The 16,209-nt window shown below is 33.8% G+C and carries 15 protein-coding genes and 1 rRNA gene; 6 read left to right on the top strand and 10 right to left on the bottom strand.

The genetic code is table 11. The annotated features are described in order from the left end of the window. Positions 1–5: 5 nt before the first annotated feature. Complete coding sequence (locus MPR_RS03665) at positions 6–605, bottom strand: hypothetical protein (RefSeq protein ID WP_041889242.1); 600 nt, start codon at positions 603–605, stop codon at positions 6–8. Positions 606–806: 201 nt separating this feature from the next. Between MPR_RS03665 and MPR_RS03660 the strand changes: the two genes are divergently transcribed. Continuing rightward, positions 807–2,054: a DEAD/DEAH box helicase gene (locus tag MPR_RS03660; RefSeq protein ID WP_006257153.1), complete on the top strand. Its 1,248-nt coding sequence runs from the start codon at positions 807–809 to the stop codon at positions 2,052–2,054. 52 nt (positions 2,055–2,106) lie between these two features. Then, entirely contained in the window at positions 2,107–2,772 is a 666-nt protein-coding gene (locus MPR_RS03655; RefSeq protein ID WP_041889239.1) for a SanA/YdcF family protein, read from the top strand. 92 nt (positions 2,773–2,864) lie between these two features. Here the strand turns inward: MPR_RS03655 and MPR_RS03650 are convergent, their stop codons facing one another. The 4 genes from MPR_RS03650 to recR all read right to left on the bottom strand — a co-directional run bounded on the left by MPR_RS03650 (position 2,865) and on the right by recR (position 7,339). After that, the gene (locus tag MPR_RS03650) at positions 2,865–3,395 is read right to left on the bottom strand and encodes a hypothetical protein (RefSeq protein ID WP_041889236.1); all 531 of its coding nucleotides are present in this window, start codon (positions 3,393–3,395) and stop codon (positions 2,865–2,867) included. Between the two features lie 265 nt (positions 3,396–3,660). Beyond that, complete coding sequence (gene feoB / locus MPR_RS03645; RefSeq protein ID WP_041889233.1) at positions 3,661–5,838, bottom strand: ferrous iron transport protein B; 2,178 nt, start codon at positions 5,836–5,838, stop codon at positions 3,661–3,663. A 24-nt stretch (positions 5,839–5,862) separates the two neighbouring features. After that, entirely contained in the window at positions 5,863–6,096 is a 234-nt protein-coding gene (locus tag MPR_RS03640) for a FeoA family protein (protein ID WP_006257162.1), read from the bottom strand. Positions 6,097–6,718: 622 nt separating this feature from the next. Next, entirely contained in the window at positions 6,719–7,339 is a 621-nt protein-coding gene (recR, locus tag MPR_RS03635) for a recombination mediator RecR (RefSeq protein ID WP_041889230.1), read from the bottom strand. A gap of 166 nt (positions 7,340–7,505) precedes the next feature. Here recR and MPR_RS03630 point away from each other — a divergent pair, with 166 nt between their 5' ends. Continuing rightward, complete coding sequence (locus MPR_RS03630) at positions 7,506–9,008, top strand: sodium:solute symporter (RefSeq protein ID WP_041889228.1); 1,503 nt, start codon at positions 7,506–7,508, stop codon at positions 9,006–9,008. Between the two features lie 46 nt (positions 9,009–9,054). Here MPR_RS03630 and MPR_RS03625 read toward each other — a convergent pair whose 3' ends face one another. Next, positions 9,055–9,411 (bottom strand): CoA-binding protein, encoded by a 357-nt coding sequence (locus MPR_RS03625; protein ID WP_041889226.1) that lies wholly within the window; start codon positions 9,409–9,411, stop codon positions 9,055–9,057. A 229-nt stretch (positions 9,412–9,640) separates the two neighbouring features. Here MPR_RS03625 and MPR_RS03620 point away from each other — a divergent pair, with 229 nt between their 5' ends. The 3 genes from MPR_RS03620 (at position 9,641) to MPR_RS03610 (ending at position 13,835) form a co-directional block, all read left to right on the top strand. Further along, positions 9,641–10,345: an OmpW/AlkL family protein gene (locus MPR_RS03620; RefSeq protein WP_041889224.1), complete on the top strand. Its 705-nt coding sequence runs from the start codon at positions 9,641–9,643 to the stop codon at positions 10,343–10,345. A gap of 112 nt (positions 10,346–10,457) precedes the next feature. Continuing rightward, positions 10,458–11,780: an MATE family efflux transporter gene (locus tag MPR_RS03615; RefSeq protein WP_041889221.1), complete on the top strand. Its 1,323-nt coding sequence runs from the start codon at positions 10,458–10,460 to the stop codon at positions 11,778–11,780. 96 nt (positions 11,781–11,876) lie between these two features. Next, entirely contained in the window at positions 11,877–13,835 is a 1,959-nt protein-coding gene (locus MPR_RS03610; protein ID WP_041889218.1) for a heavy metal translocating P-type ATPase, read from the top strand. Between the two features lie 41 nt (positions 13,836–13,876). Here MPR_RS03610 and MPR_RS03605 read toward each other — a convergent pair whose 3' ends face one another. From MPR_RS03605 to rrf, 4 genes are all read right to left on the bottom strand, one after another. Then, complete coding sequence (locus tag MPR_RS03605) at positions 13,877–14,482, bottom strand: hypothetical protein (RefSeq protein ID WP_041889215.1); 606 nt, start codon at positions 14,480–14,482, stop codon at positions 13,877–13,879. Next, complete coding sequence (locus tag MPR_RS03600; RefSeq protein WP_235280663.1) at positions 14,469–14,909, bottom strand: RNA polymerase sigma factor; 441 nt, start codon at positions 14,907–14,909, stop codon at positions 14,469–14,471. The genes MPR_RS03605 and MPR_RS03600 overlap by 14 nt, the downstream gene beginning before the upstream one ends. Before the next feature lie 80 nt (positions 14,910–14,989). Continuing rightward, positions 14,990–15,847 carry a TraB/GumN family protein gene (locus MPR_RS03595; RefSeq protein WP_041889211.1) on the bottom strand — a complete coding sequence of 286 codons (858 nt, stop codon included), beginning with the start codon at positions 15,845–15,847 and terminating at the stop codon, positions 14,990–14,992. A 157-nt stretch (positions 15,848–16,004) separates the two neighbouring features. Further along, positions 16,005–16,114, bottom strand: a 5S ribosomal RNA gene (rrf, locus tag MPR_RS03590). Positions 16,115–16,209: the final 95 nt, after the last annotated feature.

Here is a 16,209-nt window from a genome sequence, read left to right as displayed (position 1 = left end):
CTTCTTTAGAAAAGACCTTTTATAGTATCTACTACATTATATTCTATCAATACAGAGACTAAGCATATCACTACGATAACACTTAAGATATAGATAAACTTAAGCATCCATCCTAAATCTTCCATTACAAACTGTTTTGCTGTAAAAGTATCAGGTCTATCTCTATCGTAAGTAATATCGAACTCTTCTCCTACAGGGTTATAGTCTCGTAGAGCTATGTATTTTTCATTATAAGGATACTCGAAGTCAGTATCTTCTAGTTCTGGTTTATTCAATTTATACTGCATAGGTTTACCACGCACTATTTTGTTGTCTTTAGTAGTGAACTCCACAATAAGAATCTCTTTTTTCACATCTCCTCTACGGCTAGTAGCTAGGTCTTCATCGAAGTTTAGGTATGATTCATATTGCACTATTTTAGCAGTTGTAGTTATCCCTGCATATTTTAAACGTTGATTAGTGGTGTAAACCTTAATCATTGCTAAAAGTAGCAATACAGGTATAAATAATAATAGATAAATCATATCCTGAATAGCAGCATAGATAACTATGACAATCATAATAATTGCCACAGGATAGTATATTTTTTCAAGTTGTCTAACCATAATAAAGTAATTTACATTACAATTTAATCATTTTTTTATTAATACGAAAAATAGATACTTAGAAAATAGACTAGTTACTATATATACTGACAACAAGGAGCACTACTATACATACAATACAAAAAGAAAAAGCTTATCAATAGCACTTCATGTAATAAAAATAAAATGAAGTACCTTTGTATCAATAAATAGATGAAGTATATGACATTCGAAGACTTACAATTAAATAAGAATATATTACGTGCCATAGATGAGTTAGGTTACAAAGAACCTACTCCTATTCAACAAAAAGCAATCCCTTTTATCTTAGCTGAAAAAGATCTAATAGGATGTGCACAGACTGGTACAGGTAAAACAGCTGCCTTTGCAATGCCTATTATTCACTATTTACACAAACTTGGAAATACTAAAAAAGCAAAGAAAGCTAAAGTACTTATCGTTACTCCTACTCGTGAACTAGCTGTTCAGATAGGCGATAACTTCGAAAAATATGCTAAGTATACTAATGTGACGTATATCACACTATATGGAGGTATGTCTATCAAGCCCCAAATAGAACAATTAAACAAAGGTGCAGATGTGATCATTGGTACTCCTGGTCGTCTATTGGACTTATATAAACAAAAACACTTAGACCTAGATCATCTACACTTTTTAGTATTAGATGAAGCAGACTTAATGTTAGATATGGGATTCATTGATGATGTCAAAAAGTTAATACAACTTACTCCTTCTAATAGACAGACCCTATTATTCTCTGCTACGATGCCACTTCCTATTAGAGAGTTAGCTCATGAATTCTTACAAAAGCCAGAATATGTAGCAGTAGATCCTATCTCTTCAACGGCACAATCTGTTAAACAAAAAGTGTACTTCGTAGAGAAAGGAGACAAGAAAAAGTTATTATACCATATCATTCGTAACGAAAAGTTATCTGATGTACTTGTCTTTACTCGTACAAAGGCAGGTGCTGATACTGTAGTAGAATCACTTAAAAAGAACGGTGTCAATGCTGAGCCATTCCATGGAGATATGTCACAAACAGCTAGACAAGCTGCTTTAGATAGCTTTAAAAACAAAGAAACAAAAGTACTAGTAGCTACTGATATAGCTGCTCGTGGTATCGATATAGATAATCTACCTGTTGTAATTAACTACGACTTACCGAATATCCCTGAAACCTTTGTACACCGTATAGGTCGTACTGGTAGAGCTGGTAATGATGGAGTAGCTATTTCTTTCTGTGATAAATCTGAGAAGACCTATTGGGAGGCTATTTGTAAGTTCGGTAGATTACAACCAAAGATTGTTACGGATCATCCTTTCCCTTGGAAAGAGACTACCACTAAAGATGGTCAAACTCCTAAAAAAGATTATAGAAAAAAACCTGGTCAGAGCAATTCTCGTAAATCAGAAAACTCTAAAAAGAATAAAAAACGTTGGTATTAGTACTAACGTTTTTTGCTTTATATTTGATCTTAACAATTGCTATTATACAACTATGAAAAAGATCTTTAAATACACTTTCTACTTAGCACTACTCGCTTTATTCCTTATATGGTTTGCGAATTATAGGGTAACTAATACAACCAAAGACCAACTGTACAGCTCTGTACATGAAATACCTCACAACAAAGTGGGTATGGTACTTGGAACTACTAAATTACTTGCAGGAGGCTATTTGAACTATTACTTCACTTATCGAATAGAAGCTACAGCAGCTCTCTACAAGGCAGGTAAAATAGATTATATTGTAGTAAGTGGTGACCACAGTCGCAATGACTATAACGAACCTAAAGATATGGAACAAGCCCTAATAGAACAGGGTGTTCCTAAAGAAAAGATATACCTAGATTATGCAGGACTACGTACATTAGATTCTGTCTATCGAATGCAAGCTATATTCGGACAAGATAGTTTTACGATTATCTCTCAACCGTTTCACAATGAAAGAGCTGTATACATTGCTAATCATCTAGACCTTAATACAGTTGCTTATAATGCGCAAGATGTCTCTCGTAACTTTGGTTTTAAAACCATGCTTAGAGAAAAATTCGCTAGAGTTAAAGTATTACTAGATAACCTAATCAACAAAAAGCCTAAACATCTAGGAGCTCCTGTTCAAATAGGAGAAGGTATAATACAAGAAAGAGCTCAAGATAAATAACCTTGAGCTCTTTTTATAAAAACAAATACCCCCTAATAAACATATTGTCTATTAGGGGGTATCCTATGCTATACTCACTTAATAAAGCGATACTACAGCTTATCCTTTTGTCTCTTAAGTATTGCTTTCTGTTGCTTATACTCTGCTTTTCTATTGTTTTTTGCTATCTTTCTTTTAGAGTCGTTATTCTTATAAATGATTTCGATATTTTTAATATCTCGTTCATACTCTATTTCTAGCAAATCTAATTGGTATTCTATATCCTCCTTATTTCTTTTATTTTGATACTTATGATGAGATGCCTTATCCCACTTCACCTTCTGAGAGTCATTTAGAATAATATAAATATCTTGTCTGAAACTAATAGCTAACTCTCTCTTTTTTAATCCTTTTTCCCTTCCAGATAGAGAACGGTCTCTACCTATTGCCTCAAACTCTCTACCTATCCTACGCTTGCGCTCTATAATATTAGCTCTCTGCTCTGCTGTAAGGTCATAATACTCTCCTCTATCTAATAACTCTGAAGTACTTATCTCATACTCTACCTGTTTATTTTTCTTAGGTGATTGTGCGTATAGACCAGTAACTAATAATAAAGTCCCTAAAACCAAAACTCTTCTCATAGCTCATTTTTTTTAATTAAAGAATAACCTTTATCTCTATAAAGATCATTAGTCAAATAAAACAATTCGCATACAAGGTGACAAACATAAAGAGTTAATTCACATAAAATATGTACTTACACTAAGAGAATCTATATTATCTATCATATAATCTCATGATTCGCCTAATAATAAAGTTATTCTGTAATTATATAAAAAAAGTCCCCTCCTCCATATCAAATGAAGAAGGGGATACTATAATAAATATAATTATACTCTTAAGAAATTAGGTAAATAAATACCATAACTGCGCTACGACAAAACACACAATAACTCCAAAAAGAACTGGTAATAATGAAGCTACAGTAGTCCACTTCACACTATTGGTTTCTTTATAGATTGTATATATCGTAGTACTACATGGATTGTGTAGTAAACTAAACAACATCAAGTTCACTCCTGTCAATGTAGTCCAACCTGCCATGTGTAAGATAGTCGCTATCTCTCCATCAGACACCTCAAACATCACACCTGCTCCTTCACCGATAGATGCATCTCCTAATACCATAGCTGTCAACATTAACACTGTCGGGATAACAATCTCATTGGCAGGAATAGCTACGATATAAGCTAATAGAATAACTCCATTTAATCCTAAGAACACTCCTACAGGATCTAAACCTTGGATAGTCCATAATGCTATACTCTTATCTCCTATATCAATATTACAGATCAACCAAATAACTGCTCCTGCAGGTGCTGCAAATACAATAGCTCTCCACAATACGATTAGTGTTCTATCTATTAAGGATGTGTAGATCGTCTGTAATACTCTCGGAGGTCTATAAGGAGGCAATTCTAAGGTAAAGAATGAAGCCTGCCCTTTTAGCATAGTCTTAGACAGCATCCATGAAGTAAAGAATGTAAATCCTATTCCTAATACCACGATCCCCACTACTGCAAGCGTAGAGATAGTATTAGACAAATACGATGGTACTAAGGCCCCGATAAAGATACTTGCCATCAATATCTGTGTAGGCCAACGACCATTACACAACGAAAAGTTATTCGTAATGATAGCAATTAGTTTTTCTCGAGGGCTGTTAATAATACGAGTAGAGACTACTCCAGCAGCATTACACCCGAAGCCCATACTCATTGTCAAAGCTTGCTTACCATGTGCTCCTGCTCCTTTAAAAAGTCGATCTAGGTTAAATGCTACTCTTGGTAGATACCCAAAATCTTCTAATAAAGTAAACAGAGGGAAGAATATAGCCATAGGTGGTAACATCACTGCTATAACCCAAGCTGTAGCTAGATATACTCCATCTACTAAAAACCCTGATAACCACCATGGAAAATGCAGACTCTCTGCTCCACTCTTTAATATAGGATATAACTCTTCTAATAACAATGTTGATAATGCACTAGATGGATAGTTAGACCCGATAATAGTCAGCCATAGAATACCTCCGAGCATCAATAACATAATAGGAAAGCCAAATCGCTTACTCGTCACCACATTATCGATCATACGGTCTACTCTGAACGCGCGCTGATTCATATCTGATTTCACAGTGCTCTTCACTGTCTTAGATACTTGAGTGAAGATAGCCCCAGCCACATTATCAGAATAGTCTAATCCTAGCTTCTCATGATAATGAGCTGCTAATGTTATCACCTCTTTTATATTCTCATTATTGACTTTAGTAGATAAAGTTTGATTCACTAAAGCAGACTGAATAGTAGTATCTTGTTGTATTAATCTCATCGCTAGCCATGACGGACTAGGCAAATCCGCATCTATAGCTAATAACTTAGAAGCTACCTGCTGTACTGCCTCTCTAGATTCTCCAGATATACCAGATATTGTCTTATGCTCAGGCACATATTTACCTGTTGCTACTTGATCTATCGCTACTAATAAGTCTGTAATACCTTCTTTTCTTCTTGCAGAAGTAGGGATCACAGGTACTCCTAGATCACGAGATAACCCTCTCACGTCTATTTCTACACCATGGCGCTGAGCCTCATCCATCAGGTTTAGACACACCACCACCTTATTCGTAATCTCTTGTATCTGTACTACTAAGCTAAGATGACGTTCTAGTCGACCAGCATCTACCACTACTACAGTGACATCAGGACGACCAAATAAAATAAAATCACGTGCCACTTCTTCATCTTCAGAAGTAGACATCAGTGAGTAAGTACCCGGAAGGTCGATTATCTTATACTTACTATCCTTAAACTGAAAGTTTCCTTCTGCACGTGTAACTGTTTTTCCTGGCCAGTTTCCAGTATGTTGTTTTAGACCAGTAAGAGCATTGAAGATTGTACTCTTACCTGTATTTGGATTTCCTGCTAGAGCGATAGTATAATCAAACTTACCAGATGACTCACCTAGTTTTTTTAATTCTGCTGTTGCATTAAGATCACAAATATCACAGGCTGATTGCGCCATAATTTTTTTCCCTTCTTTTATAATTTAATTAGCTAAAGTCACTAATACCATCTCTGCATCCTCTTTTCTCAACGAAATGATGGTATTATAGATAGAATAAGCTACAGGGTCCTTTAATGGGCTGATATTATGGATATATATTTCAGCACCAGGAACAAACCCTAAGTCTAAGAAACGCTGATGTACCTCCACAGGACACCCTCGCTTTATACCTTGTATAGTAGCTTTTTCTCCTTTAGCTAGTTCTGATAAATTCATTACAATTTTCTTTAGATGTGTAAAATTACAAAATTAGACAAGCCTAACAATTAATTTAGTGTTAAAACCTCTATATAAAAACATTCTAATTTAAGGTTATGAGTCTATTTATAAGCTTGAAAGCCAATACAGCTAACATAAACAAGCCTTTCATACTATCTTATTATAATACAATTTATTACTCTGCTATTATACACATCATTACAAAGCCACTTTATATTATACCATACTTATAGGATAATGATCACATAGTGGTCGCATTAAAAATAGCCAAAACTATGCGACCATTATGCGACCATTATGCGACCATTATGCGACCACAAGCCGACCACTATGCGACCACCGCCTAAAAAATAGGGTCTCGTCCTACTATAGCTGTACAGTTATTGTTTATAATCCCATTTTTAACTGTACACTTGTTTTATAATCTTATGATCTACAAAATAGCCTATATAAAGTTAGAGTAGGGTATATTATTACTTACTGGTCTCAATGTATCTATGCTCTAAAAAAACATTTCTAAACGAGACAATATACATCTCAGACTTAAATCCATAAAAAAAGAGTAATTGGTATGAACTACTAATTACTCTTCTATGATTAATTTTTAAAGATTGTACTACTATACAGCCTTAAATGCATTCTCAAAAGGTACACGATGTACTAAACTTCTACCTAATGTCACTTCATCTGCATACTCTAACTCATCCCCTACTGCTATACCTCTAGCGATAGTAGAGGTGATGACACCTGTATCTTTTATCTGTTTATAGATATAAAAGTTGGTCGTATCTCCCTCCATAGTAGAACTCAACGCAAAGATGATTTCTTTTACCTCCCCTGCTTTTACCTTTTCTACTAGAGATTGAATATTTAACTGACTAGGTCCGATACCATCTATAGGAGAAATCTTACCTCCTAGCACATGGTATATTCCTTTAAATATCTGAGTATTCTCTAGTGCCATTACATCACGTACATCTTCTACCACACATATTGTCTGGTGGTCGCGTGCTTCGTTAGCACAGATATCACATAGTTCTGTATCTGATATATTATAACAACTCTTACAGAAGATAATATCTTTTCTAAGCTTTAATAATGCCTCAGTTAGATGCAGAGTTTGCTCCTCTGGCTGTTTTAATATATGTAACATTAGTCGTAATGCTGTACGCTTACCTATCCCAGGCAATTGTGATACTTCTTCGACTGCTTTTTCTAATAATTTTGACGGGAATTCCATAACTGCAAAGATAAAAAATAAACTAATAAATAACTCTACTCCTATAAACTACTACCATAACGACCTGTTCTACTTATTCTATACAGGATAGGTGAAAAACCAATCGTTGTTATTTCTAAAAAAGAATTACTTTTGGATTCTTAGGATATAAAACAATTGACTTACTATGACTCCAATAACCATTATCACCATCATTATTATCTACTTCGGAATACTGATAGGTATATCTCATTACATCAGTAAAAAAGATAGTAGTAATGACGCATTCTTCAGTGCTAATAAAAATGCTAAATGGTATTTAGTCGCTTTTGGGATGATAGGGACAGCCTTATCAGGGGTAACCTTTATATCTGTACCAGGAGAAGTAGGCTCGCCTAACGGTGAACAGTTTAAGTATTTTCAATTTGTTTTAGGTAATGCTGTTGGTTTTCTATTAACTGCCTCTGTTTTACTTCCTTTATATTATAAGTATAATTTAGTCTCTATCTATACCTATATAGAGAAGAAGCTTGGTCATTATAGTTATAAATCTGCTGCCTCTATATTTCTATTAAGTAGAACGATTGGTTCTGCATTTAGACTATACCTAGTCGTTATCGTTTTACAACGATATGTATTCGATTATTTCGGAATACCTTTCTTTGCTACAGTACTGATTGCCCTCTTACTGATCTATGCTTATACTTATAAAGGTGGGTTAAAAACCATTATCGTTACAGATACGTTACAGACCTTCTTCTTAGTTGCCTCTGTTATATTCACCATTATTTTTATCTGTCACAGTCTAGACCTATCGGCTGTAGAAGCCTTCGAAACCATAAAAAACAGTAACTATTCTAAGATATTCTTCTTTGAGGATTTTATCTCTTCTAGATACCATTTCTTAAAGCAGTTTATAGGAGGAATATTTGTAACGCTAGCGATGGTAGGATTAGATCAAGATCTTATGCAAAAAAATCTAAGCTGTAAGAACATCAAAGAAGCACAAAAAAACATGTATTCTTTCACAGCTATCTTTGTGGTGATTAACCTATTCTTCTTAGGTGTAGGAGCGTTATTATACATCTATGCAGAGAAAAATGGTATCCAAGTACCACTAGATCTAGCGACGGGTAAGCCAAGAACAGATCTACTATTCCCAGAGATTGCTTTTAACTACCTAAGTATAGTACCTGCTATCATATTCTTACTAGGATTGACAGCGGCTACATTTGCTACTACAGACTCAGCTCTGACGGCATTGACTACCTCATTCTGTATAGACTTCTTACACATGGATAAGAAGAAAGACGATGCCTCTAATGTGTGGAAGAGAAAGGTAGTACACTTAGTGTTCTCTTTATTAATGTTCTTAGTGATTATATTATTCAATGCTATTAACGATGCCTCTGTAGTAAGTATGATCTTCAAGATAGCCTCTTATACATACGGACCACTATTAGGTCTATTCGCCTTCGCCATTCTATTTAATAATAGAACTGTCAAAGATAAGTTAGTCCCTATTATATGCATACTAGCTCCCTTTTTGACATTATGGTTAAGTAATAACTCTGCTACTTTATTAGGTGGATATGTTTTTGACAATGAATTAATACTTGTCAATGGACTAATCACAGTGCTATTATTACTTTGCACTAGTCAATCTAAAGTATTAAACAAAATAAATTAAAACAATAAAGGTCTTATGCATACATAAGACCTTTATTGTTTTATCATTAGAACTGTTCTGTACGCAGTAATACTAATGTACACGCTTCTTCTGACGCTATACCTGCATCAGATAATCGTTGAACAAACTCATTATTCTCTGTACCTGGATTAAAGATTACACGTCTAGGCTTTAGTTTTATAATCTCTTCATAATACTCTTGCTGTCTAACAGGATTAAGATATAGAGTCACTGTATCGATATCTCCACCTGTATACCAGTCTGTATGAATAGTCACATCCTCTACCATACCTGTTCTCAGCCCATGAGCTACTACCTCATGTCCATATTCTCTAAGCATCTTTATTGCTTTATTAGAATACCTTTCTTCTTTCAAAGAAGCACCTATAACTAATGTTTTCATAATTTTTTATATTTTTAACAGATTAATCACACAAAAACACAACTAAAACAATTTATATATCAAAACATATTAAGTTTAGAAGCTAACCTACTCAATTTAATCAATTATATTTTATAAATTTAGCTAATATTTAAACTTTTTTTACAACAAAAAGTATATAAATGATAAAAGTCATATTTCAGATATAAATTTAACAGTAATTTTACTCTAGAAATTTAAAATCTCAATTATGAAAAAGTTACTACTTTCAATTTTAGGAGCTGCATTATTCGTAAGCGGTTCTACATTCGCACAAGAAACTACTAGTGCACCTGAGAAACAAAATTACAAATGGCAAATGCGTCTACGTGGAGTAGGTGTTATTCCTCATAACAGAGCAGATATTGACAAAATAGGTGGACAAATTGATGTAAATAACAACTTTATCCCAGAATTAGACTTTACTTACTTCTTCACAGAAAATTTAGCTGCCGAGTTAATCTTAGGTACTTCTAGACATACAGTAGGTACTCTAGGTTCAGATTTAACAGCTATTAATGGTCCTAGTACTGCTAACGTAGATTTAGGAAGTGTATACTTATTACCTCCTACATTAATGTTCCAATACCACCACAAATTTGGTGAAGTATTTAAACCTTATGTTGGGGTTGGGGTGAACTACACTATTTTCTATAACGAAAAATCAGGTGTAGCTCAAGACATTAAATATGACAACAAATTTGGTTGGGGTTACCAATTCGGTTTTGATATTGATTTAACAGAGAAATTCTTCATCAACGTTGATTTCAAAAAGTTATTCTTGAAAACAGACGTTACAGTTGATGCAACAAACTTATTACCTGAAGGAACACCTGCAGGAATAACATTACCAATTCCTGCAAAAGTAAAATTAGATCCAATGTTAATTGGTTTTGGTGTAGGAATGCGTTTTTAATTATTTAATGAGACATTTTTTTTTACCAGCCTTCTATGTACTACATAGGAGGCTGGTTTTTTATTGTCTATTATTTAACCGACCTTTGCAACTTTATTGAAAACAATAAGATATGCAAGCCAAAATCAGTTTTAAAGAAATTAATAAACTAGCTATACCCGCTATTTTTGCAGGAGTATCAGAGTCATTAATCTCTCTAACTGACATCGCCATCATCGGTAATGTGAAAGAAAATAGTGTAGAGGCACTAGGTGCAGTAGGGTTAGTGGGGTCTTTTCTATCTGCTATAATATGGATCGTAGCACAAACTAAAACTTCTATATCTGCTACCGTATCACAACACCTAGGAGCCAATAGAATATTCGCTGTAAAGACCCTAGTGCCACAGGCTATACTGTTTAACTTTTGTCTCAGTGTATTGCTATTCATATTCACTACTTTCTTCGTACACGAAATCTTTATTGCGTATAATGCAGAAGGCTTATTACTAACCTATGCTAAAGAATATTACTTAATACGCGCTTGGGGGTTCCCACTTACCCTAATCACCTTTGCTCTATATGGAGTTTTCAGAGGGTTACAGAATACAATGTGGGCAATGAAATGTAGCTTAACGGGAGCTATTATCAATGTGGTATTAACGTACTACTTTGTCTTTGGTATAGAAGGGATATTACCAGCTATGCATATCAAAGGAGCAGCTTATGCTAGTGTGATTGCACAAACGATTATGTTGCTTATGGCATTCTATTACTTCTTTAAACATACTCCTTTTAACCTAAGAGTAAGAAGAACGATTAATCCTTCTCTAAAGCCATTAATCATTATGAGCTTTAACTTTATTATTCGTACTGCAACACTTAATGTAGCCATATATTTAGCTAATGCTTATGCCACAGGATACGGCAAGAGTTATATCGCGGCACAGAGTATACTGATGAATATATGGTTATTCTTTTCTTTCTTTATAGATGGTTACGCCAGTGCAGGTAATGCTATGTCTGGAAAGCTAGCAGGTGAAAAAAACTACCAAACCATGTGGTCACTCTCCAAGAGTATCAGTAAATACGCTATTATTATTTCACTGATTTTAATTGCTATCTGCGCAGTTTTTTATAAACCAATTGGTTTACTATTCAATCAAGACCCAGAAGTTATCAAGGTATTTGTAAGCGTGTTTTGGTTAGTTCTATTTATGCAACCTATCAACTCTCTCGCTTATATCTTTGATGGAATCTTTAAAGGTATGGGAGATGCTAAAGTACTGCGCAATAATTTATTATTTGCTACCTTCTGTGGGTTCATCCCTACTCTATTGTTGTTTGATTATTTAGATTTCAAATTATATAGTGTGTGGATTGCTTTTGGGGTGTGGATGTGCTGTCGAAGCTTCCCTTTAATGTACTTATTTAAAAAGAATTACGTGGATAAGTAAGTAATGCAACAGCATTGCAAACATGGCTTGACATTATTTATAATCATTATAAGGTGGTACATTTGCTTTAAACAAAAACAAAAAAAACATCAAATTATGTGTCAAGAACATTCAAATCATAATCACTCACATAACCATAGTGATCATAATCATGGACACGACCATGATCATGACCACAGCCACGGAGGAGAAAACACGAAACTCTTTGTTGGCTTCAGTTTAGTTATGTTACTTATAGGAGTCTTTCTTGCTAATATTATAAAAGCAGACTGGTTTATCAACAATAATATATTAAGACTATCCTGGTATATCGTCGCTTATCTACCAGTAGCATTCCCTGTTCTTAAAGAAGCTGTGAAGTTAGGAGGCAAAGGGGATTTCTTTAATGAGTTCTCGTTAATGGGAGTAGCTACGTTAGGAGCTTTCTTTATAGGTGAATATCCTGAGGGAGTAGCTGTAATGATATTCTATACCATCGGTGAAATATTCCAAGAAAGTGCTGTAAATAAAGCCAAAGGTAATATCAAGGCTCTATTAGACATTCGCCCTAATGAAGCAACAGTACTTAGAAACAATGAATACACTGTTGTCAATCCTGAACAAGTAAGCATCGGAGAGATCATTCAAGTAAAAGTAGGTGAAAAAATTCCTTTAGATGGAGAACTATTAACGGATAAAGGTAGTTTTAATACTTCTGCCTTAACGGGTGAAAGTAAGCCAAGTACATACGAGAAAGGAGAAACTGTTCTTACAGGGATGATTAACTTACAGAATGTAATCGAGGTTAAAACAACAAAGTTGTATCAAGATAGTTCTCTTGCTAAAATCCTTCAAATGGTACAAGAAGCAAGTGCTCGAAAGGCTACAACAGAACTTTATATTAGAAAATTTGCTAAAGTATACACTCCTATCGTATTCTTTCTAGCTGTAGCTTTAACGATTATCCCATACTTTGTACTAGGAGAAGGATATGAGTTTAAAACATGGTTAGAGCGTGCACTAGTATTCTTAGTAATTTCTTGTCCTTGTGCTTTAGTTATCTCTGTTCCGTTAGGATACTTTGGAGGAATAGGGGCTGCTTCTAGAAACGGTATATTGTTTAAAGGATCAAATTACTTAGAACTAATGGCTAAATTAGACATCGTAGTAATGGATAAAACAGGTACGCTTACAGAAGGAGTTTTTAAAGTTCAAAAAGTAGAAACTACAGTTGCAGTTGAACAGACAGAATTTGTAAGTATTGTGTCAGCTATTGAAAAACAATCTACTCACCCAATAGCGAAGGCTATTGTAGAAGCTTACCCTACTTCCAAAACTGCAGAAGAGGTTCATGAGATTTCTGGAAAAGGATTAATGGGTAAAGTAGATGGCAAAGAAGTACTAGTTGGTAATACAGCTCTTTTAAAGCACTATAACATTAATTATCCAACAGAGATAGATGATATAGTAGAAAGTATCGTTATCGTTGCTATAAATAAAGAATACAGTGGATATATAACAATTGCTGATCAGATTAAGGTTGATTCTAAGGATGCAATCAAGCTGATGAAATCCCTTGGAGTAAAGAAAACTGTAATGCTTAGCGGTGATAAAAATACAATCACTCAAAAAGTAGCTAAAGAAACTAATATAGATCTAGCATTAGGAGGTTTGCTACCTGAAGGTAAGGTAGAGCAAGTAGAAAAGCTTAAAAAAGAACATCCGAATATGTCAATCGCTTTCGTAGGAGATGGAATAAATGACGCACCTGTACTTGCTTTAAGTGATGTAGGTATTGCAATGGGAGGATTAGGAAGTGATGCAGCTATAGAAACAGCCGACGTAGTAATACAGACTGACCAACCATCTAAGATTGCGACTGCAATACATATAGGTAAAGAAACACGTAAAATAGTAATTCAGAATATTACATTAGCCTTAGTGGTTAAAGTGATAGTACTTATACTAGGTGCAGGTGGAGTAGCCACGATGTGGGAAGCAGTATTCGCAGATGTAGGAGTTGCCTTACTAGCAATCCTTAACGCTGTAAGAATTCAAAAGATGAAGTTTATATAACTTAATACAAACAAAAAATCCCGATAGTAATCGGGATTTTTTTATTCTTGTTCCTTAAACTGATTTAAGGTATCTTCTATCTGTTTTAGGTATTGTCCATATAGTTTTTTAATCCAATACTTAGCAATAAAGTAAATTAGAACGACCATAATAATAGACACTATTCCTAAATACTTTAAAGCATGTAAGTCACCTCCTAAGATAAGATCTAATTGAGATGAAGGAGATACAGCTAAAAGCAACAAAATACCAAAAGGAATAAGTGAATAACAAAAATTCTCATACATTTGAATATAAAGTTTTACATTATAATAACTATCATATACACTGTCTCTACTGTTTAATTCTAACAAATCAGATGTTCTATAGAAGCGATACATCTTCCAAATATAGTATCCCATTATAAGTACAAATACTCCATAGAAAAGATAAAAACCTCCTATCCTAGTATCATCTATATGAAAAAAACGAGGAGTAAAAGCTATAAAAACAATACTCAAAACCTGTATCCAAATCTCTTTTTTGACATTTCCCCTTATCTTGTCTAATGGTAAACGACCTACTTTTTCATTAAGCTTCTCAGACGCTACTACATCATTAGGCAGTTCCTGTTCCTGCCATGACTTCTTTAAATCATCTAAATTCATAGCCTTGATCTTTAATTATTACTTGTAATTTACTTTTTGTTCTATTGAGTTTTACCCTAGCATTTCCTTCGGAAATACCAAGATTTCTTCCTATATCTTGATGAGAGAATCCTTCTAAATACAAAAATATCAATGCCTTTTCTACATCATTTAATAGATAGATGGCATTGTATAAATATTGTACTTGGCTTTCTACCACCATATCAACTTCACTTGACTGTAGATTCTTAACTTTATCATCAAAAGCCTCATTTCGTTCAACTACATGCTTAGCTTTCTTAAAATAAGTAATAGCTGTATTTAAAGCCACTCTATACATCCAAGTAGAAAATTGACTGTGCCCTTGAAAACGAGTATAGGATTTCCACAATTGTAAAATGATTTCTTGATAGAGATCATTTTGATCCTCTTGGTTATCCATATACATCTTAGATACTTTATATAAAATACCTTTATGCTTTTCAATTTGATCTAGAAAGGTTCGTTCTAAAATCTTGCTCACATTAACTAATTATAAACAGCTTTTACTTTATATCCTTCTTTTTCTAATAACTTCAATACTCCATATTCTCCACCCAGATGAGCACTTCCTACAGCAAATACTGTTGCCTTCTCCTTCATTATTTCTGGCATCTTAGCTACCCATTTCACATTTCTATTATCTAATAAGTCTTTCTTAAACTCTATAGGTACAAACTTAGGATCAGTTCCAAATTCATACAATACTTCAACATCTTCATCTAAGAAAGCTTGTTTCATCTCATTATAATTCTCCTTATAAGCATTAACTTCCTTAAACTGTCCAACCAATTCTTTAGGTGAATATATATTTTCCATTACTTTCTGTTGATCAATGAAATGTTCTAAACCAATTACAACTTTATTAGTTTGTAGCGCTTTTTCAAAAAGTTCTAAATCATATCCTTTAACTTCACATGTCACTAACTTAGACATCATTAATCCAACCAAAGCTATAGTTGAAAAGTTATTTACTTGCTCTAGTTCCAAATTATATTCTTCCTTCAGAATAGCCGAAAATTCAGCTAACTCTTTTTGAGATAATTGTGAAGACAAGGATTGCTCTGATATAAACATCTTCTGCATATATGCTAATTCAACAGGGTCACTAAAGTTAACCTCTAGAGCTAATTGCTTAGTTCTATCTAAAGCTTTCTGAACTTTATCACTAATAATCAATTCATCTTTACATAAAATATGAAATGTACCTAAAACATAAGAAGGCTCATTTAAATCTTTACCAGACACTTCCCATAATAGGCTTTTTCCAGATTCACTATGATCTTGAGCAACACAATTAAAACTAGCAAAAACAAATAATAAAATAAGAATAAGTATACGTTTCATAAATATAAAGTATTAATAAGGTTATCATATACATAGTAAGTATACAATAGAATGAAACGTTACAAAAAAAGTAGTTTTATTTTGCAAATTCTTTTAAAAGAAATAATATATAAACAAAAAAATCCCCAACCTCATACGAGATTAGGGATTCTATAAAGAAAGGCGGCGACATACTCTCCCACTGGTTAGCAGTACCATCTGCGCTAGCGGGCTTAACTTCTCTGTTCGAAATGGATAGAGGTGAGCCCCGCTGCAATAACCACCTTAAATCGGTTGTTACTTTAACGTAACTAATATTTTTAACTATATTGATATTTTAAACTTAACTATAATTTAGAAAGTTGCCCTCCCCTTGTTAAAAA

The organism is Myroides profundi (assembly GCF_000833025.1).
In the GTDB taxonomy this organism is placed as follows: Bacteria; Bacteroidota; Bacteroidia; order Flavobacteriales; family Flavobacteriaceae; genus Flavobacterium; species Flavobacterium profundi_A.
This window is presented reverse-complemented; position numbering and strand designations above follow the sequence as displayed.